This window comes from Heyndrickxia sp. FSL K6-6286 (assembly GCF_038630395.1).
Lineage (GTDB): Bacteria > Bacillota > Bacilli > Bacillales > Bacillaceae_C > Heyndrickxia > Heyndrickxia oleronia.
Genome location: NZ_CP152029.1, coordinates 2,943,821 through 2,968,455 on the forward strand (window position 1 = coordinate 2,943,821; position 24,635 = coordinate 2,968,455).

The following is a 24,635-nucleotide window of genomic DNA, read 5'->3' on the forward strand; positions in this document are numbered from 1 at the left end:
GCTTTGATGATTATGCTATTACAAATCTAACATAGATTCATTTTTCCTTTCTAAAGGTTTGATTAGGTTTCAATCTCACTAGCAAAACTAAGTTACATCTATTTATATATGTTTTATTAGTTTATCCTACTTAAAAAATAAAAAAACGAGTGTATAAAAATATACACTCGAACTTAGTTGCAAGCTCTTAAAATAGAAATCCTGCATTTAATTTATAACTTATGCGATGAAAGTTGCAATTTTCTTTTGGCAATCGTTCCTAAACGCACAGATAATCCTATTGCAATAATTGTAAAGACTATAATCATTACTATTACACCAATCCAACCAAAATCACTATAGAACATACCTCCCACCGTACCACCTATACTTGAACCTATATAGTAAAAGAATAAATAAAGTGACGAGGCTTGTGCTTTATCATGTGTCGATAATTTGCCAACCCAGCCACTTGCAATGGAATGTCCTGCAAAAAATCCAAAGGTAAAAACGGCTATTCCAATAATTTTTAACCAAAGATTTGTATTTAACGTGATACATGCTCCGATTAGCAAAATCAATAAAGATAATTGCAAAATCTTACGTCTACCATGCTGATCAGCAAGCATTCCCATCCATGTCGAACTAAACGTTCCAACAATATATACAATAAAAATAAAACCGACGATTGTCTGACTTAATGAATACGGAGGAGCAATTAATTGAAAGCCAATATAATTATAAAGTGAAACAAAGCTTCCCATTAATAAAAATCCAGTCCCGAATAAATAGATTAATCCTGGCTCATTGAATTGACTGAATAAAGATTTTCCTAATTTAACCACATCAAATTTTCGCGGCTGGAAATGAGTTGATTTTGGTAACGTAAACCAGAATAATAAACTTGCAATTAAACTAATAATTCCAATACCAATAAGGGCAATATGCCAATTAAAATAATCGGTCAATGCTCCACTAATAATTCGTCCTCCCATACCACCGATCGAGTTTCCACTAATGTATAATCCCATTGCCATTCCTAAGCTCTTAGGGTCGATTTCCTCCCCTAAATACGCCATTGCGATGGCAGGCAACCCCGCAAGAACTATTCCCTGTAAGATTCTACAAAGAAGTAATAATTGAAAGTTTGGACTTAATGCTGTAATTATAGCTAAAATAGATGATGCTATTAGGGAGATGGTCATGACCGATTTTCTTCCGAACACTTCTGATAATGAGCCAACTACTAGCATACTTATTGCTAATGCTATCGTAGTAGATGATAAAGTTAGGCTAGAAACCGCAGGTGAAATGTGGAACTCATTTGCTATTTCAGGAAGTAATGGCTGTGTACTCCAAAGGATCGCAAATGTATTAAACCCTCCAGCAAACAAAGCTAAATTGGCCATTCGAAAACTTTTTGTTCCACGTTTTATATAACTCATGATGCGTCTTACTCCTTTATATCTAACAATGTCTTTTTTAGGTTATGAAATATTTAATCCATCATAACTTTATTCTTTACATACTCAATGAACCTTTTTGTAACAGGAGATATATAGCGCCCATCTTTCCAAGCAATACCGATTGTCCTTTCGCAGATGGGATGTTTAATTCGAATTAGCTTAACCTTTGATTTATCTAAGATTGTTAAGTCCGGCACTAATGAAACTCCTAATTTAGCGGCAACTAAACCTGCTACCGTTCCAATCTCATCCCCTTCAAATACTACTTGTGGAATAAAATCAGCTTCCTTACAAAGCTGGTCGGTAATGGTTCGTAAGCCATATCCATTTTTAAAAGCAATGAATGGCTCATCTTTAATCAAATGTAAATCAATTTCATCTAATTTTGCTAAGGGATGATGAATGGAAACGATTAAATATAGTTCTTCCCTTAATAATGGCTGACGAATAATCCCTGGCTGATCTTGGTCAAAAGAAACAAGAGCAACCTCAGTTTCACCACCGTCTAATTGTTCTAATACATGCTGTGATGATGCCTGATTTAATCGGAACTTTACATTCGGATATTCCCGTTGAAATGAGCTCACCAATTTAGGTACAAAACTCACGCCTAGCGAGTGTAAAAAGGATAATGAAATAGTTCCACGATCAGGATGAATACAATCCTGAATTTCTTGTACCCCCATTTCAATTTCTTTTATCGAACGTTCTACCCGCTGGAGAAACATTTTTCCATATTGATTTAAACTAATATTTCTTCCTTTTCTATCAAAAAGTTGCACGCCTAGCTCCTCTTCCAGCTTAGCAATAGATCGACTAAGGGCGGGTTGGGAAACTGAAAGCAATTCTGCCGCTCGAGTAAAGTGCTGTGTGCTTGCAACTACTTGAAAATACTGAATTTGATGCCATTCCATCCGTTCACCCTCATTTACTGCTTTGTTCATTCAACTTCATCATACTCCTGAACACTCATAACTTCCAATTGTAATTTTGCATGATATTTATGCATATTGGTTATGTAGGAAACAAAAATTATTAATACAATATGATGATCTTAAAAAACACCCTCCTGCGAAATAAAGGGCAGAAGAGTGTGTGTATCTTTTTTACTAGTATTTTACCAAAGCTTTGTTCTCAAACATTGTTACTATTTATAGTTAAGTTTTTTACGAATAATGATTGGATGTAAACCCACAGTTGGGCTATACAAATGCAACAAGCTATACGAAATCAGCAAATTTAATAAATTTACTTTACCTTTCTGAACATTTTGTATATAATACAAGAAATTTATCATCATAAATGCTTAGACGAGGAAAAGTAAGATGAGGATGTTTTCACCAGAGAGCTTCGGGAGCTGAAAAGAAGCAAAACGATTCATTTGAACAATGGCCTCTGAGCTTCGTGCTGAACGTATGTATCCATATTAGTAGGTTCAGACGAGTATTGCTACTCGTTATCAAAAGCACAGTATCAAAGCTTTTTTCTTGCTTTCGTACTTGTCGAGACTAATAGCGTGAGCTATTAGTAAATAAAGGTGGTATCACGGGGAACCAAGCCTCGTCCTTATTTGCTTAACAGCAGATTAGGGCGAGGCTTTTTTTATTTTTGGAGTTCTGCATTAGAGAAATAGCGAAGAACAACTATAAAAGGAGGAAATGATATGAATGTATTTATTGGTGGGGCTTGGCCATATGCAAATGGTTCATTACATCTTGGTCATATCGCCAGTTTATTACCAGGTGATATTTTAGCAAGATATTTCCGATTGGCTGGTAGAAATGTTTTATATGTATCTGGGAGTGATTGTAATGGTACACCTATAGCTATACGTGCTAAGGAGGAACAAACAACTCCTAAACAGATTGCTGATTATTATCACAAGGAATTTGTAGAATGCTTTTCAAAGCTTGGATTTACTTATGACCTCTATACAAGAACAGATTCATCTCATCATCATCAAATAGCACAGAAAATCTTTTTGGAGCTGCTTGAAAACAATTTTATTTATAAAAAAGAAATTGAACAAACCTATTGTGAGGCTTGTTCTCAATTTTTACCCGACCGATATGTTGAAGGTATATGTCCAATATGTGGGAATGCTGCTCGAGGTGATCAATGTGATCATTGTTCTACTATTTTGGATCCCATTGACCTACTAGAGAAAACTTGCAAAATTTGTGGAACAATACCTGAAATAAGAAAAACCGAGCATTTTTATTTTTCATTAAGCCAATTTCAAGAAAGTCTAGAACTTTATGTTGCTAATGCTAAAACACATCATTCTTGGCGTGAAAACGCCATTCAATTAACAAATCGTTATTTTCAGGAAGGTCTACATGATCGGGCTGTTTCCCGTGATTTACCTGTGGGAATCAATATCCCTGTAAAAGGGTATGAAGATAAAAAAATTTATGTTTGGATTGAAGCTGTTGCCGGCTATCTCTCAGCTAGTATACAGTGGGGAAAAGAGCATCAAGTTGATGACGCAAAATTTTGGGATGAAGATTCAATATCCTACTATGTTCATGGAAAAGATAATATTCCATTTCATACCATTATTTGGCCAGCCATTTTAATGGGGATTAAGAAAAAATCGTTACCTACACATATCGTTTCGAACGAATATTTAACGATTGAAAAAAAGAAATTATCTACCAGTAGAAATTGGGCGGTTTGGATCCCTGATTTAATCGAACGATACCACCCAGATTCAATTCGTTATTTCCTAACAATTAATGCTCCAGAAAATAAAGATACTGATTTTTCCTGGCGTGAGTTTATATATAGTCATAATAGTGAACTGTTAGGTACTTATGGAAATTTTGTACATCGATCATTAAAATTTATAGAAAAATATTATAAAAGTGTTGTTCCAGATGGAAACATTGATCCTTATTTCGATAATAAAATCGCTAATCTCTATAAATCCGTTGGTAATCAAATTGAAGGAGCACACTTTAAGAGATCTTTAGAAATCATTTTTGATTTTATAAGGGAGGCGAATAAATACTTCGATCAAGAACAACCTTGGAAACAGATTCAAGAGGATAAAGAGGCATGTAATAACACTCTTGCCAATTGCGTCTTTATCATTGCTAATTTAGCACAGTTATTGGAGCCTTTTCTCCCCTTTTCCTCTACTGAATTATTTAAAAAATTAAAAATTGCCAATCCAGTTTGGCAAACAATAAAAATTAAATCCTTACAGCTGGAAATCATCGAACCATTATTTGAACGAATCGACATCAATCAAATTGAATATGAACGGGGAAAATTACTGAACCAATAAATAATTGCCAGGCACTTAGATATATCTACGTGCCCCGGCAAATTCTTTTTTATAAGAAGGTGTATCAATAGGAATGATTTCGACTTGTTTTCCTGCCTCAGGTGAGTGGATCATTTTTCCATTACCAATGTACATGGCAACATGATGGACGTTTCCTTTTCCATGATTAGTGGCAAAAAATAGTAGATCACCTGGTTGAAGAAGATTTGTTTTTAAAACAGGTTTACCTCTCTTATATTGCTCAGAGGCATCTCTTGGTAAGTGCATGCCATAAGATTTATAAACAGAAAAAGTAAAACCAGAACAATCAAAACCGTATGCAGAAGTACCTGACCAAAGATAAGAAAGTCCTAAAAATTGCTTCGCTGTCATGACAAGATCAGTACCTGTTGGCTTCGGAAATTCTGCTTTAGAGGAGTAAATATTCACATCTGTTTTTTTTATCCATTTTACTTGATTGGTAGGTGTATTAACCTGAACCCAATTTTGCTCCTCACTTATAACCGGTAGTTTCGTATTAAAGCTTATTTCCAAATCTTTTTTCTGTTTGTCATCGTATAAATGAGTTGTTCTTACTTTAACAATGGCAAACGGGCATTTTTCATATTTTAATAGTCCTGTATGAATTTGGTCTTTAGGCAGCCATCCTGGATATCCATACTTATTTTTAGCTGTGGCTTGATCCTTAATAGCAATTTGTACCCATTCTCCTTTAGTCCTTAAAATTTGAACCTCTTGCCCATATAATGCTTGACTCTCAGTTTTACCGGTTAGCCAAATCCGTGTCTGAACATTTGGCATACTGTTCGTCCATTTTCTCATATCAACCGGAATGGACAATACTGACTGATCAATGGATCGTTTTGAACCAGGTTCTTTCCAAAGAGTGGCTACAGGTACATTGATATAGCTTTTTTTCACTAATGGTTGACTACACTCAGAACTAGTTATAGCTTCTACAGTGTTATTTCCTAAAGAAAATACAAATGAAAGAAAAAGTGCAAGAATACTAGTCTTCAACCACTTCATCCCTTTCCCCTCCTTCTCACAAAATTTTGCAATTCTAAAAGAAATATAACATATGAAGGAGGAAACAAGTATTATTTTTGGGTAGATCTACCTTTTACTATAAATATATGTGATAAAAGAAATAAATAGATGGATTAATTACGGAACTTTTTATGGTAACTTTCGTACTTATACTAAGGAGTGGGAATAATGAAAAGACCATAGGTATAAGCATAATTAGCTATTTCTATATTTGGGGGGCATTTATTTTATTTATAACATCCATCTTCTATGAATCACATGTAAATGAAATTGGCATTTCAGATAGATTTGGTTTAACTCACGTACCTGAACGATTAATGAGAGTGGTTGTTGCCTTTATAACATTAATTATCATTTATGGATATATGAAATTAAAAAAATGGGGATTTTGGTTAATGATTGTGTATTCTATTCTTTTTGGGACTATAAGTCTAGTGCTGACATTAACCTATAACCAACAACCTTATATTGGCAATATGATCTGGTCTTTTATTGTATTACTTTATACATTATATACACACAAATCTTTCAAACATAGAAAAGTATGCGAGTCCAAAGCTGATTCTAATTACGTAATTAGATAAAAAATGGATCAAGCACTAATACAAAGTGCTTGATCCATTTGTTTTCAGTATGTAGTCTCTATACTCTTTTGCTAAATGCAAAGACGAAAAGGTACCTTCATTTATCTGTTCCACAATTTCCTTCGCTTCATTCCAGGCTAAATTGTATAAGTACTTATCAATTATTCCACTAGCCATAGCCTCTTCCAATTCATCTGCATCCTTTTGAATCATTTCTCCATAGGGAAGAACGATGAGGTCTAGGTATAAATCATCCCAAAATGGACGACCATTCTCCACTCCATTTTGTATACAGATATCAATATACCATTGAATTATTTCACCTTTTTCATTAAACATTGTTGTTACAGCGTGATGTTTATCTTTTGGAAATTGCTGAAGCCACGAGTATCCATTATCGGCAATGCATAACATTTTTTCTCCATAATTTTTATACAATGGTTCTGTTACTTTTATCATTTTCAAGAAAGATAAATATCCTTCGAATGTTTCGGTCTGTAGAAATGTTTGGATATATTCTCTTTCCTTAATACGCTTCCATCCCAGACGATCCCCAAATTTTCTCAACATCTAATCCCCCTTAGTCAACGTTAAAGCCACCATTGTTCCTGTGGTAGCAACACAGTCTGAATACTAAATGAATCTTCAAACCAACTTTTCATTAATGTCCTCATGACTAAATATTCTGAAGCTGAATGAGAAACCCCAATAAGTGACATGGTTGTATTTGGGACATATTCAAGCATTTGATTATATTTCATCCTTCCATAATCGTTATCAATATGACAATGGATCTCACCAGTTATATAGGCTTGTGCCCCCTTCCTTTCTGCTACCTTCATCCAGTCTACTTTGTCTCCGCAGCCCGCAACAATAGCAATCCTTTTAATAGACTCTAGCTGTTTACCTTCGAAATCAACATATGGAATACAAAATTTGTCCTTTAGTGTTTCAATAAGCTGATCTGTATCGGTTTTTTGAATCTCACACAGCAATATTAGGTTTTGATTTTTCTCATTTGGAAGGAACCCATCCACAATTTTTGCATGTAAAGTCTGTGCTATAGCAATACTTGTCCCAAGGCTTTGATGATAGTCTAACGGCTCATGACAGGTATACACTGATAATCTTTTCTTTTTCATTGCCAATAAGTATTTGTCTGGAATGGGGACAAACCCTCTACCTGATTTACCGTTTGGATCACCACATTCCATTAATAACGGATGATGCATGAAAAGAAGATCCCCTTCTTTACTCTCATCAATAAATCGAGTTAATACATCTTCAGTAGGAAAAACAGCTAAAAAAACGTTTTCAACTTCAGCACTTCCCCTGAGCATAAGTCCGTTGAAAAGCTGTGCAAATTCGTTTTCAAAAACTGATGTCCAATCAAATTGTAATGGATCATAAACGGCTGGAATAAATCGACTAAAACCTGGATCACTACCATAGGAATGGATATCCAGCTCACGATTTAATTGGTGTACTATCTGATCTAGTAAAACCATATTCCCTACTCCTCCCTCGTAAAGTCTCAATGTATGAATCACTGCATTCATGATATAAAAGTATTCCGTTCTACACGTTATAACCAATATTTCCAAATGCACTGCAGTTGATATTTATCGTACATGTTAAAGTGAATTCCCTAAATGAATATTTCTAAATTAAAAAAAAGTATTGAAATACTTTTATTTTAACATTTCGTAAAATTATATAAATACGAAAAATTTGTTATTGTAATCAAATGATATTTCTATAATAAAAAAAGTAACCTTTTACTGAGCTTTTATCAGAAAAGATTACTTTTTTTATATATTTTTTTGATTCGTTTTTTGCTCCTGTTAAATGTCAAAAGACCAGAAATATAAGGTTAACGAGCCACACTCTTCCTTAGAATGAAACCATCTTTCTATGTATAAATTATCGAAAGAAGGTGTACTCCTTTTACTTTTAGCTGCTTTTGTAAAGTTTATTGTTATTGCAAAAGCCCCAAGGTAGGCTTAACACTCAAAAAAGGATTCAAACATTCTTATGGAGTTTGCAGCTCTTTTCTCAATGAAATGAAAGTATAGTAGTAGATAGACAATAGGTAAACCTAATCTTAACTAGCAACAATGTTGATAGAGGTGCTTTACTTCTTTATAGGAGTAACAACTGCGAACAAACTATCTGTTGGATCAGATACTTTTACTTCAATGATTTTATATCCATCTTTGCCTTCGTTTTCCCTTGTTATTTTCAACTGAATATCGCTCATTTCGATTTCTCCTCCTTAAAAATTCTCACAGTAGACAGTATATGAAAGAGCTTAAAAAAGGTTCCAATATTTTTTAAAATTTCTCAAGATTTTTATTCAACTAAATAAAATCATCTAATACTTTATGTACAGAATTAATTAAGGCTGACAAAAACATTTTAATGTTTACCCATAAATTAAATCAGGTTATAATGAAAATTATGTAATTTCGGATATCGAAATGAATTGTGCTTATTTGATAACAAATAGATCATTACTGGAGGTGAAAAAATCAACTAATAGGTCAGTTATAATGTGTAAATAAGTACCCACATAAAACTAATTTAACGATTGAAAGGCGAGGAAAAATTGAATACACCTAGTGGAAAACAACGAATCCAACTTGCTTTACTTTTAGGATCACTTGGTCTTTTAGGACCTTTTACAATAGATACATATTTACCGTCCTTTCCTACTATTGTAAAAGATTATCAAACTACTGCTTCACTTGTACAAATCAGTTTAACTGCATGTTTATTAGGACTAGGATTAGGGCAATTATTTATTGGCCCATTGAGCGATGTAAAGGGCCGTCGTAAGCCTTTGCTATTTTTTCTATGCTTATACTTATTAGCTTCTTTAACTTGTTCCTTTGCACCTAATATTTATTTCCTTATAGTGGCACGTTTTGTCCAAGGCTTTTCTGCAGCAGGTGGTCTTGTAGTCTCAAGAGCCGTTGTAAGAGATTTATTTAGTGGAAAGGAATTAACTAAATTTTTCACCTTAATGGTGTTAGTTGGTAATCTCGGACCAATTGTTGCACCAGTTGCTGGGGGAATCATCCTTTCCTTTACCAAATGGAATGGAGTTTTTATTGTCTTAGCCTTTATTGGTGCTATATTAATCCTCACGGTTTCATTGAAGCTTAAAGAAACATTGCCAGTAGAAAAACGAGTTCCAAGTAACTTGCCTCAGCTTCTGAGCAATTTTGGCTCCTTATTTAAGGACCGAGCATTTATGGGATATGCATTCACTCAAGGCTTTACCACTGCAGGGATTTTTGCCTATGTGTCCGGAATTCCGTTTGTCTATCAAAATATTTATCATGTAACACCCCAACAGTTCAGTCTTTTATTTGGTGTGAATGGTTTGGCGCTAATTATTGGAAGTCAATCGGTTGGGCGCTTGACAGATAGAATATCGGAGCGAACGTTCTTAAAGATTGGGTTAGCGATCTCAAATTTAGCTGGAGTATGCTTATTAATCTCGCTTCTTTTAAAAGCACCACTTATCGCTGTTGCTATTCCGATTTTCTTTTTTGTCTTATCTATCAGTATAATCGGTACGACATCTTTTACATTAGCTATTGAGTCTCAAGGACATATTGCTGGTAGTGCCTCAGCATTATTGGGATTATTACCATTCGTACTTGGCTCGTTAAGTGCCCCACTGGTCGGAATAGCTGGATCATACACTGGAATTCCAATGGGAGTAACGATTTTTAGCGCTAGCTTTTTGGCATTTCTTTCGTATTTCATTTTAGTCAGGAGAGCTTCGATTCGGGTGCCGGGTTCGCAAACTTCGGAACAAGTTTCTAAGTTATAGTTTGGGAATAGCAAGCAATTGGACAGTAACAAAAAATCACGACAAAAGGTACCCAAGTAAAGATGATTTACTTGGGTATTTTTCGTCCAATGTAAGACTTGACCGTTAGTATATTCAGTTAAGTTTAAACAGAATGAGGTAGTTTGATCTGTATATATAACATATAACTCAATCATTTTCGGACAATATTCGAAAAAACATGATGATTACTTTTTCGGCGCTAAGAATTTATTTCTCTTACTTTTAACAAATTTTTGGAACCCATTAATGTTCTGTGATTTCCATCACTATTTTGATTTAATTACATTCGTTTGCAAAAAATTATTCCAGAAAAAATATAGTTTTACTTGAAAATTAAAATAAAGCATAGTAAAATGTCCAAAGTGATCATTTAAAATACTATATTACCTGTATAACTTCTAGAATATGGCTAGAGGGTCTCTACCAGGAACCATAAAATCCTGATTACAGAAAATGATTTATTCGTTTTTTGTAATCAGGATTTTTTTTGTTCTCTGTAAAAAAATCCATTAATCCTATTCCTATTACTACCAATTTATTAGAAAGGATGTTAAGTAATCTATGAATTATAAAGTTTTTATACTAGCTTTATCAACCATCGCTGTTGGACTAGTTGAATTGATTGTCGGCGGGATATTACCAACGATCGCTGACGACTTTAACATTTCATTAAGCACTGCTGGACAGCTAATTACAGTGTTTGCTCTTATTTATGCCATTGCTGGCCCAGTTCTGCTCGTATTAACCAATAAAATTGAACGTAAAAAATTATATCTTGTTTCTTTGTTTGTATTTTTCCTTGGTAATGTCATAACCTATTTTAGTCCAAATTTCACTTTTATGATGGTTGCTAGGGTTTTGACGGCAATGAGTACTGCACTTATCGTCGTACTTTCTTTGACAATTGCAGCGAAAGTTGTTGCTCCGACTCATCGTGCTAAGGCGTTAGGTCTCATTTTTATGGGGATTAGTTCTTCACTTGTTTTGGGTGTACCACTAGGAATTTTGATTTCTAGTACATTCGGATGGCGTATCATTTTCCTTGGAATCGCAGTATTATCAATAGGATCGATGGTGCTAATTTCACTATTTTTGGAACGTATTCCAGGAGAAAGGACAATACCACTTGTTCAACAATTAAAAGCAGTAGGAAGTGCAAAATTAGGCACTGCGCATCTAGCAACTATGTTTATGCTTGCAGGTCATTATACACTTTACGCGTATTTCACACCATTTTTGGAAAAAAATCTTCATCTTAATTCCTATTGGATTAGTATTTGTTATTTTGTATTTGGAATTGCAGCAGTCTGTGGTGGGGCAATAGGTGGAACTCTATCGGATAGGATAGGTGCGAAGAAATGCATTATTCTAGTCATTAGCACATTTGCCATTGTACTATGCTTATTACCTTTTACAACTTTTTCCCTTGTTTTATTCATTCCTGTAATGATGATCTGGGGAGCATTAAGTTGGAGTCTGTCACCACCTCAGCAAAGCTATCTGATACAAACCGACCCGGCGACATCTGATATACAGCAAAGCTTTAATAATTCAGCCTTACAAATTGGCATTTCACTTGGATCCGCAATAGGTGGAATTGTATTAAATAAAACCGGATCAGTAACAAGTACAGCCTGGGTTGGAAGTGCTGTTGTCATTATCGCCTTACTATGTGCAATCTTTTCTTTAACTAGACCGGCAATCACTAGAGAAACATCAACTGTTTCTTAAAAACATGGGGACGGTTCTAGTGCTTCGAAGAAGCATTAGAACCGTCCCTTTGCTTCAAAATGTTCCTCTTCCAATCGAATAATTTCAATTTGGGGATTTAGGTCTTTTAATTTTTTCGCTAAGCTTTCGATTCCAAAGATTTCGGTAAATGTATGGCTTCCTGCGATTAGATTGATCCCTGCAAACTTGGCATATTGGATTGCATATAGTGTTGCTTCTCCAGTTATGTATGTATCGCATCCTGCATCTAACGCACGTTTTATTACTGTTGTAGAGTCACCAGCCCCTGTTAAAACAGCAATTGTTTTAATCATTTGATCATTATTTTTCCATGCACTCACTGGTTCGTTTAATTTTTCAGACATCAATTTAACAAGGTTTGTAAATGAAATAGGATGATTAAATGACCCTATAGAAGGTAACTCATTCCCATTTTCATATTGAGAGTACTGTTTAATCACATCAACTTCAAGAATATTCATTAACGATGTACATGTCCCAAACTCAATATAGTCAAGTGGTGCATGAATAAAGAAATGAGTAATATTATTTTCTTCAAGCATCTTCATACACTGATCTTTCATACCATACAAAAAGTCCCATGCATCATGATGAGTAATCATTAAATCAACATGATTCAGTACAGCTTCTTGGATCGTTTCTAAAGTTAAATTTGTTGCGTAACCAATTTTTGAAAATGATGTTTTGGAAATAAAGGTAAATCCATACTCATCATCTTCATGTTTTACTAATTCATTACCAAATAAATCCTTAATCTGCGTTTGAAATTGTTCTATTTTCATTGGTCCTATCCCCTCAACGGGGACGGTTCTAGTGCTTCGAAGAAGCACTAGAACCGTCCCTTTACTTCCAAGTCTCCATTGTATAAGCCATTTCCCAAAAGCAGTATTCATAATACGCACTCCTCCAAAAGAATTCTTTCATTTCGGATCGGTCTTCTTCTGAAGATGCTTCAGCGAGTTCATCTATTCGTTGTATTTGTTCGGTTACAAGCTCCTTGAACCAATCACCGTTATAAGCGGCTATCCATTCTTGGTAAATCATTTCACCTGGTTGGCAATCCTTCAAATAATTTCCTATATCTTAGTACAACCAATAACAAGGTAAAATAGCTGCGATTATATATCCCAATTTCCCACTTTGAACAGCTCGATACATATGAGAGGTATAAGCATATGCTGTTGGTGCAGGTTTAAAAGCTTTTCTTTCTTCCTCTGATATTTCGAGAAGAGCAGAAAATTTACGATGTAAAGCCATTTCAGCTTCGTATGTACCTTGTGCATGATAAGCCATCCGATTCGTTGTATATAAATCCTTCGATATGGCTGCACCGTATGATTGAACTCTAGCAAAATTAGATAAGTAATAGGAATCCTGTAAAACATAAAAACGGAATTTTTCTATTGCTAATTTGCCATTACCTATACCTTGTACAAATGGATGTTGAAGGCTTGCATCCCACCATTTTTTTGCTTCCTTTCGGCATTCCTTTGCAAATGACATACTCCCTCTTCCTTTCCAAAAATAAAAAACCACTCTCACATACAGGGAAGTGGTTAGAAGACAGAATAAAGATGGAAACATATCATTCTGCTCCACTTCCCTCCGCTAGTATCAACTAGATCAGGTTCAAAGGGTCTTAAAGTTGAACTTTAATCTCAGCCCTTAATAAAGGCTCCCCTAGTGGTCATTATTATCATATTGTCATAATCATCCTAACATACAAAAAATATTATTCAAGGGGTTTTTTCCCTACCTATAATATAATTTATTGATATTCAATATATTTCAATGGAAAATTATAGAGTTTACTTGTAGATAATCGCCCAAACATCCTACTCAGCTCCAATCTTCTCTTTCCATCATGTTATTCTTCTTAATTTTTATGATATAATGATACCGGACATAAAATGAGGAGGATTCCTATGAGCCAACAATCTATTCAGATATCAAAGAAAAACCAAATTATTGAACTTCGTATCACACAGATGGCTATATATTTACAAAGTAAAATCATTGAAGCAATGGATAACGAAAAACATGTTTACTATCTTTTCTTCTATAAAAATCACTATCTAACTTACGTTAAACCCTCCAAACTTAAACGAAAATCTTTTATTAGTGAAGCATTAACTAAAGGTCTAATCTTACCACCTAATCACCCACTAGTCTTTTCTTCCATTACACTAGAACATCCATTTAAGAAGTATTCCTTTCAACAACTAATTAAAAAAGCCGAAAATCTTTTTACTCCACAAGAAGTTGCCTTTCTTACAACCTTTTTTGAATCATTTATTTCGAAGAAGACCATTTTTTCCTACATACAAACGATCTTTTATGATTACCGTCGCAATGGCAAACTGTTTTCAAGTTATCGTATTCTTCGCATCCTGATGGATTTTTGCCCAAATGAGAGCTGGGTAAAAGCTATTGCAAGTGACTTAAATTTTATCAAATATAGCAAGCTCTATGATCAATTAGCAGATGTATTAATCGATAAAGATCCACTCTACATGGAAAATCGACTTTTTAGATTGAAAGAAAATAAACAGCAATATCAAAGGCTAGAGCAACTATTAAAAAATCAATCTAGATGGATGGACTTAATCGGATTCTATCTACAAACTATTAATGAGGAAAATTATCCATCTCTACTCCAATTCATTCAGGTACATTTACCGAAAGATGATATAATCTCCGTATTAGAGGATTTATTCCAAAAAGAGCAACACATTCCAGAATTAATTAATGATCTATTAGATTTGTATCTAGAAAATAAAGATGTAGAGAAGATCATTCAACTATTAATTCGCAGCAAACTTTCCTTAACTACCTCACAAGCCCAAGCTTTTGAAGAGACACTTAATGAAGTGGATCTAAATCCTAGGTATTTTCAATCCGAACAAATAGATTCATTCTTAGTACCACTGTTTCATATAAATCCTGAAAAAGCTAAAATTTTTCTTCACCAATTCATTACTTTACTTCTAAAAGAACAGAATATTGATTCCATTATTGAATGGCTTGTACCACTAAAAGGCTGTATTCCTGCAATACCCATCTTGAAAAAGATCGAGCAAATGCAGAAGCTTTCAAACGATCCTGATCAACAATTCTTACTCGGCCAATTATTTTATGAATTTGGACAATATGATCAAGCAATTGATTGTTTTAGCTGGGAAATGGAACTAAAAGCTTATGATCCGAAACCTGTTAAATGGCTAGCAAAGCTATATAACGAAATTGGAATGAATCAAGAGCATCAAGCCTACACACAATTATATATAGATATGCAAAAAAGAGCTTAGAGAAAAAATGCATTTCATTTTGTAACATGCTGATTGACTGTTAGAATGAAATTACGTATTTACCGAAAAAAGAAAGAAGATGAATCTATGGTTAATCATTCAAAAAAAATAAATGAAATTCGTTATTCTGTGCTTGACCTTTCTCCAATTGTCCAAGGAAGTACTGCTTCGCAGTCATTGATAAATACATTAGATTTAGCAAAACATGCAGAGAAATGGGGGTTTACTCGTTACTGGTTGGCAGAGCATCATAATATGCCTGGGATAGCAAGCTCCGCTACTTCTCTTGTTATAGGACATGTAGCGGCAGGAACTAAACATATTCGTGTAGGTTCAGGAGGGATCATGCTTCCCAATCATGCACCATTAGTAATTGCTGAGCAATTCGGGACATTAGAATCCCTTTTTCCAGGTAGGATCGATTTAGGATTAGGCAGAGCTCCTGGTACTGACCAGTTAACTGCTCACGCTTTAAGAAGGGACGGGCGAATAGATGCGGAAGATTTTCCGCAGCAAGTAGCTGAATTACGTGCCTACTTTAAACCAACTGGCAAAATGCCTGTTCGGGCAATACCTGGAGAAGGATTAAATATTCCGATTTGGTTACTAGGATCTAGCGGTTTTAGTGCACAATTGGCTGGCCATCTAGGACTACCGTTTTCATTTGCAAGTCATTTTTCTCCAGAGAATACTTTACCTGCATTGGATTTATATCGACGTAGTTTCCAAGCTTCAGAAGTATTACAGGAGCCTTATGCGATGGTTGGTGTAAATGTTATTGCTGCTGATTCAGTAAAAGAAGCTGAATTACTGGCAACCTCGATGCAGCAACAATTTTTAAACTTAATTCGCAACAATCCAATGCCCCTTTTGCCGCCTGTTGATAATTTTAGCGAACTATGCAGCGATTATGAAAAAGCTCTACTACAGCAACGAATCGGGGCTTCCATTATAGGAGATAGAAAAATTGTAAAGGAAAAGCTGCAGCATTTCTTAAATGATACACAAGCAAATGAAATCATCATTAATGCACAAATATACGATCACGAAGCACGACTTCGTTCATATGAAATTGTTTCAGAAGTTATGAAGGATATATAAAGAATTAATTTACAGGTACCTTAGAATGAAAGGTGCCTGTTTTTTTATCATTTAGTGTTACATAATTGTGAAAAGATGGATGGACATTCGGATAATCAATTACTTTATGATAAACTAAGCATAATTATTTACATAGATACAAATAGTTAATCAATAGAAAAATTGTAAAGGATTGTTCATTATGGAGTCTAAAAAGGTACTACCTATTTTATTTTTAATTATGTTTCTCGTAATGGTGGGATTTGGAATTATTATTCCGGTTATGCCATTTTTTGCAGAGGATATGGGGGCAAATCCGACCGAGCTAGGATTATTGATGGCTGTCTATTCATTTATGCAACTTATTTCCGCACCTATTTGGGGCCGTGTTTCTGATAAAATTGGACGTAAGCCAGTTATGATGATTGGGATATTAGGTCTTTCTGTGTCATTTATTTTAATGGCTATTTCCAGTCAACTCTGGATGCTATTTATCGCTAGAATCATTGGAGGATTATTATCTTCAGCAAATATGCCAACAACTATGGCTTATGTGGCAGATATTACTTCTGAGGAAGATCGCGGTAAAGGAATGGGAATTATTGGTGCAGCTACTGGTTTAGGATTTATTTTTGGACCAGCTATTGGAGGGTTATTTTCTAAGACTAGTCTAAATATGCCCTTTTATCTTGCAGCTGCCTCTTCATTTATTACCTTTCTTCTTGTTCTATTCGTCTTAAAGGAATCTCTCTCAAAAGAAAAAAGAGGACAGCACGCAGATAAAAAATCATCAATATGGAGCTCCTTTAGTGGTTCATTATCTATCTTATATATTTTACAATGGTTTATTTCATTGTCATTGTCTGGATTAGAGGCTTCATTTGCCTATTTTGCAGCCAAAAAGGCGGGATTAGATGCAATAGACTTAGGCTATATTTTTATGATAATGGGGTTCGGTAGTGCCCTTGTTCAAGGGGGATTAGTTGGTAGATTTTCAAAAAAATATGGAGAGGGCACAGTGATCCAGGGAGGAATCATTGTATCAACCATCGGCTTTGTTTTAATACTACTAGTAAATAGTTTTACAACTGCAGCAATCTTTTTAACTATTTTTGGATTAGGAAATGGTGTCATTCGACCTTGTGTATCAGCTCTTTTAACGAAAAAATCAACTGCCGGTCATGGAAGTGCTACAGGATTGCTTTCATCCTTCGATTCCTTTGGAAGAATTATCGGTCCGCCTCTAGGAGGATGGTTATTTTCCATAACAGCGGGTCTCCCGTATATTTCTGGGGCGATACTTTCCATACTTGCATTGATGCTTTATCAAGTATATCGTATCAAAGAAAAACAGCACCGGACTATATCTTATTGAATGAGGAATGGGTTGTCTACTCAACTTTAAAGACAACCCCTTTTTTTATTTATAAATCTATTATACAGTTCCTATTATTTTCCCATCGCTCATTTTAACAATTCGATCAGCATAAGTGAGCATTTCTTCGTCATGAGTCACTAGTAAAGTAGCAATATTTAATGTTCTTGCCAAATGACGAATTAATGACATGACATCTTTAGATCTTTTTGAATCGAGGCTTGCGGTTGGTTCATCCGCAAAAAGTATTTTAGGTTTATGGATGATTCCCCGTGCAATTGCAACTCGTTGTTTTTCCCCGCCAGATAATGAAGACGGATAAGCATTTCTTCGGTGATCCATTTCCACCATTTTGAGGATCTTGTTTATTTCTATTTTTTGTTCATGCTTTTTTAATTTTGATTCAGAAACATCCAACATAAGGAGCAATTGTTCTTCAACAGTAAGAAAAGGAACTAGATGAGCAAATTGAAAGACGAATCCAAATTTATTTGCTCGGATTTTCCGAATTTGTTCTGAGTTCATACTGATCATATTTTTCATACCAAGCATTACTTTTCCATCTGTAGCTGGTTGAAGTCCTGCTGCAATTGTAAGGAGTGTGCTTTTACCGCTGCCTGAGGGACCTACTAAAGCAGTGATTTCCCCTTCTTTCAGAGTAAGATCAATACCTTTTAAAATTTCTTCCTTTATCTCACCATTATAAAATGTTTTTCTAACGTTCTTTAAAGTAAATATCGACATCCTACATCTCTCCTTGTTGAATGGCTTGCATTGGTTCAATCTTTTTAATTTGAAAACCAGATAGAGTAGCTCCTAAAAATCCGATAACGATAAAAACTAAAGATAATAGTATGGTTGTTTCCGTTGTTAAATGAAAAGGCATTCCTTCAGGTGCAATCAAATTAAAAACTTGGCTTAATACAGCTGATAAAGCAAGTGCAATGAATGTTATAATAATCATTTGTGTCCACATCATTTTGAATAGGGTACTCGTTTTTAGTCCAATTGCTTTTAAAATACCGTATAATCCAATTTTTTGAACATTCATCATGTAGAAAAAAATAGCAAACAGCAATCCACTTATTACAACTAAAAACAATACAATCATACTTAAAGACATTTGCTCTGCTTTATAACTCGGAATTGTATTAAGAAACCGTTTCTTCGATAATGTTTGTAAGCCAGCGAACTTTTGATCTGAATCTGCTCCAGGGATATAAAGCAATTGCATATCCTTTGCCCCAAAGATCTCCTTATAATCATCCATATTTATAAAAGCAACCGGTGCATGACTAAATTTCTTTTGATTAACAAATGCTTTTACAATAAACTTCCCCCTAAATTGATTGTTTGTTAATGTATCACCAATTCTAATCCCTTCATTCTTCAATGAGGAATCCAGTATTATCTCCCCTTTTTTTACATTTTCGAATATATTTGAATGGGTCGAAGTGAAAAATGTGACACTTCGTTGTTTATTAGCATCATCAATTATAAATCCCATTTGCATTGAAAAAGCTACTGCATTTTTTTGTTCACTTAATACACGATGTTGGATACTTTGGTCTATTCGGGAAAGATTATAGCTTCCTTCGGCATCCTTCGTCATATAGAATTGTCCATTTGGTAAATTGTTTATCAATGCTGCATTGTCTTGTGATAATCCATTTGCTAAACCAGATATAATAAATGTCAATAAACTAACAAGAAAGATGATAGAACCTAAGATCATAAACCTTACTTTATTTTTCCTTATTTCTTTCCAAGCTATGTTCAACTTAATTCCTCCAATCTCTTCTTAACGCTTTAAGTTTATGATTGGTATATGAACAGAAGATGAACAGGAAATTACATTTAAAAAAATAAGTGCTATCTATTAAGGGGACAGACTCCTTAGTAGATAGCACTTATTTATAACTAAATAATTAGATTAATGTATGTATTATACAAATTGATAATATCCTCCAAACATCTCCTTTTCCAGGACAATATTATTATTTGCAATCTTTAAAAGACATGGTCCTTCCCCATTATGTTCTAATATCCTTGATATCTCCCCCTGACCATAGGGCGATGCAAATACTAGATTACATCCTTCGAGCTCTAATGAGATACAATTTGCTTTTAACTTTTTGTCCTTATAGGGTGCTTTTTTCTTTAACTGAAACCACTGACTCCATTTTTCAGCAATTACTTCACCATTTTCTACAGCAAATACAAGCTCTTGTAGTTTTAATGGATTGTTAATTTGTTCGATGTCTTTCAATCTTACCTCATCCGCCTCGTGCCACTGAATAATAAAGGGAGTTGGTAGATTTTCGACATGATCCGAAATAAACAGCATCTCCCATTGAAGAAGCTTGCCATCTTCTCTTTTTCTTTTGCCTTTAATAGGACCAATCGTTTTAATTTTAAGCTGATTAAGACGTTTTGTTACTTCGTCAATATCGTTTGTCCGTAAGGCAATTCGTGCAAACCCTTCTTTTTCAGGTAACCATTGGTGCGCTTGAATAATTAAGTCATTATCCTTAATACTACTTGCGATTGTATAATCAAATATTCCAAGAAATTCAATATAACTTAGTCCGAAATAGCTTAGTGCGTTATATGTTCCCCAAAATTCATGTCTCCCACCTAGGTTCGCTTTTAAGCCTATCGTGGCAAAATCTTCAATAGTCTCTTCTGGACGATTGACAATATGCACTAAATGATCGAATGAAAGTTCCAAAAATAACCCTCCAAAAAATTAGATATTACACTATACTATTCTGCATAACTTGCTAAAATCCCCTTTTTATTGAGAGATTTTTTTAAAATCTATTTTTCAAAGGGGTATTTCTCAAACAATGTTGCAAATTAGGAGATGTGCTAACAAATAAAAAATAGGTGAAAGTCCAACAGGTTCCTTCATTCCTCTTAGAAAAGAGCCATAAACTAAATAAAAACGTTTCATTTATTAGGTGTAAAAGCTGCGGCAGTTCTTCTACAATTACAACAAACTAAAGAAAAAACTGCCGTATAAAATAAAATCGAGAAATAGACAGGTTTCCTCTATATAATAAATGCAGGAACAAAGTCAATACATTTTTAGAAGAAAGAAAATGATGATTAACTATTATTTATAAATTATCTATTATCACATTTATATATTCTATCTAGCATTAAGTATCATTATGTTACAATGAAACTACAATTTTTAAGTGAGAATGGTGAATTCATCCATGAAGAAAAAAACAGATAAGTTATATGAAGTAGACTTGTATAAACCTATTCAAAAGTATTTCTCAAATCTCGGTTATGAAGTATATGGTGAGGTTAATGATTGTGATATAACGGCTGTGAAAGATGAGGAATTAATATTAATTGAATTAAAGCTTCGTTTAAATCTTGATTTACTCGTTCAAGCGGCAAAAAGACAAAAATTAACGGATCAAGTGTATATCGCTATCCCAAAGCCTTCATACAATCTTTTTTCCAAAAAGTGGAGAGATATATGCCATTTGATCAAAAGACTTGAATTAGGTTTGATTCTTGTTTCTTTTTTGAAGTCTTCTACAAAAGTAGATATTGTATTTCCCCCTACCAGTTTTAATCGTAAAAAAAGTATGCAACAAAATAAGAAGAAAAGACAAAAGCACTTATTGGAAGTCGAAGGTAGGCACGGAGACCATAATCTCGGAGGAAGCAATAAAACTAAGATTATGACTGCCTACAAAGAAAACTGTATCCAAATCGCATACTATCTTGATTTATATGGGCCTCTAACTCCAAAAGCTTTACGTGAAATGGGAACAGGAGAAAAGACATTATCAATTTTAAATAAAAATTATTACGGATGGTTTGATCGCATAAAAAGAGGAACCTATGCAATTAGTTTGAAAGGAAAAATGGATTTAAACGAATATCCGCAGATCATTGAATATTTTCGATTATCAGATGTTGATCAATAATTAGAGTAAAAAAAGGTCTGTCATTTAAGGGGAAACTCGCCCTTTACTAGACAGTACCTTTTTTTATGTTCATCATCCGTATAAGTTGCTGATATACCTCATTACTTAGTACTTTATAGCCATTAGAAGTCAAATGTATCCCATCATCACTAATGAGATCAATAAAATCTCCTGCATCCTTAATGGCTGTTCTTACATCAATTTTCAATACTTCTAATTCATTCGCTAACTTGTTCAAGCTACGATTATACAGCCCATGCCAATGTTCAATACCACCGACGGAGCTAATCCAATGGCTAATTGATGGACCAAATTTCTCAGCAATAAATTTATAATATCGTACAGGATCCAGTGGTGGTAAATTCATAATGATCGGAGTTATTCCAGAATTCTTAATTGAAAATATCAATGTCTTTACATTCTCTAAATATTGTTCTATAGGGACAATAGGCTCATGATGTTGATTAGGATTTTTCGCCACTTCATCCCATTTAAAATTACAATCATTACCACCAATACCGATAATCGTATAATCTGGTTTTTGACTTATGACATCTTTTTCTAAACGAGCAATAAGTAAGTCCGAATTATCGTTAAATACACCTTTATTGACAACTTCAACATGGTCTTCTTCACTGTCGGAAGGGAAAAAACTTTGTAAGAAAGAAGGATAATTCTCCTTCATTATTCGAAGTCTACCCTTTACTAAGGAAACGCCTCTAGTTAAACTATCACCGAAACAGATAATTTTCATTCTTTATCCCTACTTCATATGTTTTACTTAACCCTATTATATCATTTTTCAACTTTAATCGCTTTATTCAAGCTTTTTCTCATAGATGTAGAGAGTATTGTTAAAGTGAATACCGGTCCATACTTACATACTCATATAAAGCAGCCTTTAAACCAAGGTGTACCACTTTAATGTTTCTTTAATAAGATTATACCGCTGATAAGATATAACAATGATGCTAAATAAAAGATACTTCCAATGGTAATAAAATCTACCATATACCCAGTTAATATGATTGCAAGAGCTGCTCCAACAGAAGTCCATATATGATACTTCCCAATTTCCATTCCTGCTGTTTCTTTTGCCACTTTTCTAGCTAATGCAGTTTTTTCCGTGTTTTTTTGGATTGCACCTAATATTCCCATCATGATTTGCAAAATATAGACCTGCCAAACTTCTGTGACTAATGGGAAAAACAAAAGAAGTACCGCCATAGACCATGAGTAAAGGATTAGTAATACTTTATCTCCTAGTTTATCTGAGAATTTACCTATTAAAGGGTAAGCAAATGCAGAAGTCAAGGCAAACAACCCATATGCCCAACCGAATTGGGAATAGCTATCACCGACATTTTTTAGGAGCAAAACATAAAATGGAAATATCATGCTGCTCGCCATTACGATGATACTTTGAAAATATAAAAATCGTTTATAGGTCATTTCCCATACTCCTTATAAAATAAATTAACAAACCGTTCTTCAGGATCATATTTTCTTTTCATATCAAAGAACTCAGCGGCATGTGGATAAGCCTGATAGAGTTGCTCTTTCGTTGGATATGAGTAATAGGGAAGATAATAACTCCCTTGATGAGCCAGTGTTACATCGATCATTTTCTGTACTACTTTTTCTGTGCTTTTAATATCTTGCTTTGAACGTCCTTGATTGATAAGTAATACAAGCGCAAACATATTATCTTTAGAATAGGACATGACCGCATGATCATTTTTTGAAACATAACGTATAGTTATATTAAGAAGGTTAAAGTCTTTCTCCTTGTTAAGTACAGCACGCAAATCATCTATATAACTAGCAAACTCACCTACTGGTACAAAGTATTCTTGAAGTATCTCTGTCCTTGTTCCACTATCATAATCCATAAAAGCTGTTTCAGAACGCATGACATTATTTCTCGTTTCTAGTTTATTATTTATTGTTTTCATATATTTTTTTTGAAGTTCCCAAAAAGCGTCTTTTCCCCAGTTACTATAACGTGACATTCCGAGTAAAGCCTTAGGTACTGCGACAATATTATCTCTTTTTAATTTGGAGTAATCATTCATTTCCTCTTGATTGGATGCTATTTCATAGTTAGTTACATACATTTCTCGTAAAAACGTTTTTGGTGCAACAGATATACGAGCTAAATGCATTTTCACCTTTTCATTATTTTTTACTTTTTCTTCAAAATATGTAGAATAATTTTGGTAATTCAGTGACTTAGTTTTAGTGACATATAATTCGTCAACTGTTAATTGGATGGTAACATCTAAAATTACTCCAAATAATCCATATCCACCAATAACATAGGGGAAAAGCTCTTCATTTTCTGTTCTACTTACATTGACTATTTTACCCTTCGGATTTAAAAGATGAAAAGATTGAATCGTATCGATGAGGGCATCATTTCTTATATCTCTTCCATGGACATTAACGCTTAAGGAACCTCCGACTGTGAATATATTTTGAGATTGCATTACTTTTATAGATAAACCAAATGGATTAATATAGCGCTGAATATCATCCCATGTGGCCCCACTTTGAACAGTTATCGTTTTATTTTTTTTGTCAAGGTTGATTATTTTATTATACTGTTTCATATCAATCATGATGGCATTTGGATAAAGGGTTTGTCCCCCTTGACTATGTGACATTCCAGCAATCGATAGCTTATCATTTGTTTTTATCGCTTTTTTAACAATTTTTTGAATTTCCTTGTCACCATGGGCAGATTGAATACTTTTCATTGAGATTGGGAGTAAATGACCTTTATCTTCAGCCACTGGATGGCTAATCCTATTTTTATATGAGTAAATGGATGCTCCAAGAATTATTCCATATACCACAATAATTAGAAAGATATGTTTTCTCTTCAAATATTCACCTTCAATCAATTTGATATTAATAATTTACTATATT

At 34.1% G+C, this 24,635-nt stretch carries 21 protein-coding genes, 1 pseudogene, 2 riboswitches and 1 other annotated feature; of the genes and pseudogenes, 8 read left to right on the top strand and 14 right to left on the bottom strand.

Annotation, left to right across the window (positions count from 1 at the left end; translation table 11 throughout):
• Positions 1-212 precede the first annotated feature (212 nt).
• Both MHI39_RS14935 and MHI39_RS14940 read right to left on the bottom strand, forming a co-directional pair.
• Positions 213-1,424 (bottom strand): MFS transporter, encoded by a 1,212-nt coding sequence (locus tag MHI39_RS14935; protein ID WP_342539595.1) that lies wholly within the window; start codon positions 1,422-1,424, stop codon positions 213-215.
• A 53-nt stretch (positions 1,425-1,477) separates the two neighbouring features.
• Entirely contained in the window at positions 1,478-2,359 is an 882-nt protein-coding gene (locus MHI39_RS14940; RefSeq protein ID WP_342541452.1) for a LysR family transcriptional regulator, read from the bottom strand.
• A 384-nt stretch (positions 2,360-2,743) separates the two neighbouring features.
• Positions 2,744-3,016 (top strand) — a binding site (T-box leader).
• A 92-nt stretch (positions 3,017-3,108) separates the two neighbouring features.
• Here MHI39_RS14940 and metG point away from each other — a divergent pair.
• The gene (gene metG / locus MHI39_RS14945; protein WP_342539597.1) at positions 3,109-4,737 is read left to right on the top strand and encodes a methionine--tRNA ligase; all 1,629 of its coding nucleotides are present in this window, start codon (positions 3,109-3,111) and stop codon (positions 4,735-4,737) included.
• 15 nt (positions 4,738-4,752) lie between these two features.
• On the opposite strand, the gene MHI39_RS14950 is transcribed toward metG, so the two are convergent.
• Positions 4,753-5,766, bottom strand: coding sequence for a C40 family peptidase (locus tag MHI39_RS14950; RefSeq protein ID WP_280617535.1), 1,014 nt, complete (start codon positions 5,764-5,766; stop codon positions 4,753-4,755).
• Positions 5,767-5,918: 152 nt separating this feature from the next.
• On the opposite strand from MHI39_RS14950, the gene MHI39_RS14955 reads away from it, so the two are divergent.
• Positions 5,919-6,371, top strand: a complete 453-nt coding sequence (locus MHI39_RS14955) for a hypothetical protein (protein WP_342539598.1) — start codon at positions 5,919-5,921, stop codon at positions 6,369-6,371.
• Between the two features lie 15 nt (positions 6,372-6,386).
• On the opposite strand, the gene MHI39_RS14960 is transcribed toward MHI39_RS14955, so the two are convergent.
• From MHI39_RS14960 to MHI39_RS14970, 3 genes are all read right to left on the bottom strand, one after another.
• Positions 6,387-6,941, bottom strand: coding sequence for a DUF402 domain-containing protein (locus tag MHI39_RS14960; protein ID WP_342539599.1), 555 nt, complete (start codon positions 6,939-6,941; stop codon positions 6,387-6,389).
• A 20-nt stretch (positions 6,942-6,961) separates the two neighbouring features.
• Positions 6,962-7,879, bottom strand: coding sequence for a Nif3-like dinuclear metal center hexameric protein (locus tag MHI39_RS14965; RefSeq protein WP_342539600.1), 918 nt, complete (start codon positions 7,877-7,879; stop codon positions 6,962-6,964).
• Between the two features lie 626 nt (positions 7,880-8,505).
• Complete coding sequence (locus tag MHI39_RS14970; RefSeq protein WP_257234159.1) at positions 8,506-8,631, bottom strand: hypothetical protein; 126 nt, start codon at positions 8,629-8,631, stop codon at positions 8,506-8,508.
• 348 nt (positions 8,632-8,979) lie between these two features.
• Here MHI39_RS14970 and MHI39_RS14975 point away from each other — a divergent pair, with 348 nt between their 5' ends.
• Together MHI39_RS14975 and MHI39_RS14980 are read left to right on the top strand one after the other, a co-directional pair.
• On the top strand, positions 8,980-10,215 hold the full coding sequence (locus tag MHI39_RS14975) for a multidrug effflux MFS transporter (RefSeq protein ID WP_280617532.1): 1,236 nt from the start codon (positions 8,980-8,982) through the stop codon (positions 10,213-10,215).
• Positions 10,216-10,603: 388 nt separating this feature from the next.
• Positions 10,604-10,703, top strand: a riboswitch (purine riboswitch).
• Positions 10,704-10,797: 94 nt separating this feature from the next.
• Complete coding sequence (locus MHI39_RS14980; RefSeq protein WP_280617531.1) at positions 10,798-11,967, top strand: MFS transporter; 1,170 nt, start codon at positions 10,798-10,800, stop codon at positions 11,965-11,967.
• A 35-nt stretch (positions 11,968-12,002) separates the two neighbouring features.
• On the opposite strand, the gene MHI39_RS14985 is transcribed toward MHI39_RS14980, so the two are convergent.
• Together MHI39_RS14985 and tenA are read right to left on the bottom strand one after the other, a co-directional pair.
• Complete coding sequence (locus MHI39_RS14985) at positions 12,003-12,770, bottom strand: Nif3-like dinuclear metal center hexameric protein (protein WP_280617595.1); 768 nt, start codon at positions 12,768-12,770, stop codon at positions 12,003-12,005.
• Between the two features lie 61 nt (positions 12,771-12,831).
• Positions 12,832-13,491 (bottom strand): annotated as a pseudogene (gene tenA, locus MHI39_RS14990) (thiaminase II).
• An 80-nt stretch (positions 13,492-13,571) separates the two neighbouring features.
• A riboswitch (TPP riboswitch) is annotated at positions 13,572-13,680 on the bottom strand.
• 233 nt (positions 13,681-13,913) lie between these two features.
• On the opposite strand from tenA, the gene MHI39_RS14995 reads away from it, so the two are divergent.
• From MHI39_RS14995 to MHI39_RS15005, 3 genes are all read left to right on the top strand, one after another.
• Positions 13,914-15,296 (top strand): hypothetical protein, encoded by a 1,383-nt coding sequence (locus MHI39_RS14995; RefSeq protein WP_342539602.1) that lies wholly within the window; start codon positions 13,914-13,916, stop codon positions 15,294-15,296.
• Between the two features lie 87 nt (positions 15,297-15,383).
• Positions 15,384-16,397 carry an LLM class flavin-dependent oxidoreductase gene (locus MHI39_RS15000; protein ID WP_342539603.1) on the top strand — a complete coding sequence of 338 codons (1,014 nt, stop codon included), beginning with the start codon at positions 15,384-15,386 and terminating at the stop codon, positions 16,395-16,397.
• 181 nt (positions 16,398-16,578) lie between these two features.
• The gene (locus tag MHI39_RS15005; protein WP_058003885.1) at positions 16,579-17,751 is read left to right on the top strand and encodes an MFS transporter; all 1,173 of its coding nucleotides are present in this window, start codon (positions 16,579-16,581) and stop codon (positions 17,749-17,751) included.
• 60 nt (positions 17,752-17,811) lie between these two features.
• Here the strand turns inward: MHI39_RS15005 and MHI39_RS15010 are convergent, their stop codons facing one another.
• From MHI39_RS15010 to MHI39_RS15020, 3 genes are all read right to left on the bottom strand, one after another.
• The gene (locus tag MHI39_RS15010) at positions 17,812-18,495 is read right to left on the bottom strand and encodes an ABC transporter ATP-binding protein (RefSeq protein ID WP_342539605.1); all 684 of its coding nucleotides are present in this window, start codon (positions 18,493-18,495) and stop codon (positions 17,812-17,814) included.
• A 1-nt stretch (position 18,496) separates the two neighbouring features.
• Positions 18,497-19,531 (bottom strand): ABC transporter permease, encoded by a 1,035-nt coding sequence (locus MHI39_RS15015; RefSeq protein WP_078111233.1) that lies wholly within the window; start codon positions 19,529-19,531, stop codon positions 18,497-18,499.
• A 165-nt stretch (positions 19,532-19,696) separates the two neighbouring features.
• Positions 19,697-20,482, bottom strand: a complete 786-nt coding sequence (locus MHI39_RS15020; protein ID WP_058003882.1) for a VOC family protein — start codon at positions 20,480-20,482, stop codon at positions 19,697-19,699.
• 493 nt (positions 20,483-20,975) lie between these two features.
• Here MHI39_RS15020 and MHI39_RS15025 point away from each other — a divergent pair, with 493 nt between their 5' ends.
• A complete protein-coding gene (locus MHI39_RS15025) occupies positions 20,976-21,704 on the top strand; it encodes a DUF2161 family putative PD-(D/E)XK-type phosphodiesterase (protein WP_071975681.1) in 729 nt (242 codons plus the stop codon).
• A 46-nt stretch (positions 21,705-21,750) separates the two neighbouring features.
• On the opposite strand, the gene MHI39_RS15030 is transcribed toward MHI39_RS15025, so the two are convergent.
• The 3 genes from MHI39_RS15030 to MHI39_RS15040 all read right to left on the bottom strand — a co-directional run bounded on the left by MHI39_RS15030 (position 21,751) and on the right by MHI39_RS15040 (position 24,592).
• Positions 21,751-22,458: a GDSL-type esterase/lipase family protein gene (locus tag MHI39_RS15030; RefSeq protein WP_058003880.1), complete on the bottom strand. Its 708-nt coding sequence runs from the start codon at positions 22,456-22,458 to the stop codon at positions 21,751-21,753.
• A 167-nt stretch (positions 22,459-22,625) separates the two neighbouring features.
• Positions 22,626-23,156 (bottom strand): MFS transporter, encoded by a 531-nt coding sequence (locus MHI39_RS15035; protein ID WP_058003879.1) that lies wholly within the window; start codon positions 23,154-23,156, stop codon positions 22,626-22,628.
• Positions 23,153-24,592 carry an FAD-binding oxidoreductase gene (locus MHI39_RS15040; protein ID WP_342539607.1) on the bottom strand — a complete coding sequence of 480 codons (1,440 nt, stop codon included), beginning with the start codon at positions 24,590-24,592 and terminating at the stop codon, positions 23,153-23,155. Before MHI39_RS15040 ends, MHI39_RS15035 begins: the two co-directional genes overlap by 4 nt.
• Positions 24,593-24,635 lie beyond the last annotated feature (43 nt).